Origin of the sequence: Pseudomonas jilinensis (assembly GCF_003586265.1) — a bacterium.
GTDB classification, from domain to species: Bacteria; Pseudomonadota; Gammaproteobacteria; order Pseudomonadales; family Pseudomonadaceae; genus Halopseudomonas; species Halopseudomonas phragmitis.
On record NZ_QJSA01000047.1, the window covers coordinates 1 to 760 of the forward strand.

At 60.4% G+C, this 760-nt stretch carries 1 protein-coding gene; it reads right to left on the reverse strand.

Features of this window, described 5'->3' with window-relative positions; all coding sequences use genetic code 11:
• Window positions 1–155: 155 nt before the first annotated feature.
• Entirely contained in the window at window positions 156–674 is a 519-nt protein-coding gene (locus C2846_RS18485; RefSeq protein ID WP_080048344.1) for an Hcp family type VI secretion system effector, read from the reverse strand.
• Window positions 675–760 lie beyond the last annotated feature (86 nt).

The following is a 760-nucleotide window of genomic DNA, read 5'->3' on the forward strand; positions in this document are numbered from 1 at the left end:
GCTTGATTGGCTGGGGCGAACATCCGTTGTTCCTTTGCTGCGAGGCTACCTCGGAAAACCCCGGACCTTGTCGTGGCTTTCGGTGGCAGCCTGATCTACTGACACAGAGCACCCCCGCCCGGCGCGGCCGGGCGGGGGTGGGCATTATCACCGATTTAGGCGCTGATCGGTGTGCGCCAGTCATCAGAACCGGAGGTACCGGAGACTTCGTGGGTCCAGATGATCTTGCGGTAGGTGAAGTAGACGTCTTCCAGGTGGGTGAAGTGCGACATGTTCGGGTCCTGGCAGTTGGGCATGTGCGACTGCACGTCGACGATGATCGCGTCTTCCAGTTCGATGGTGTAGTAGTGCTCCTGGGTGCCGGTGGCCGAGGTGCGGTACCACTCCAGGCGGCACTTGTTCAGGCGCTCGCCGGAGGTCAGGGCGTTGAAGATCAGCGGCGACGACTTGTCGAACACCTTGGTGATCATCAGCGGCTTGTGGACGCGCTGGCCGGTCGGCTGGCCGGACTGCGGATCGCGCGGGATGATGACCTGATGGTCGAAGGCCTGGACCAGGATCTGGTCTTCGTGACCTTCCTGGAAGATGTTGCCGACCGAGTCTTCGGTAAAGGTGCCGGCGGTGATCAGGCCTTGTTTGGTGCCTTCAATGGTCATGTACGCGGGTGTTGGCATCGTGCTCTCCTTGCCGTGAATAAGGACCTGAAACGGGTCCGGGAGTCCACAACGGAGCAAGGCCTGTGCCAGTTATTTTTTATCCA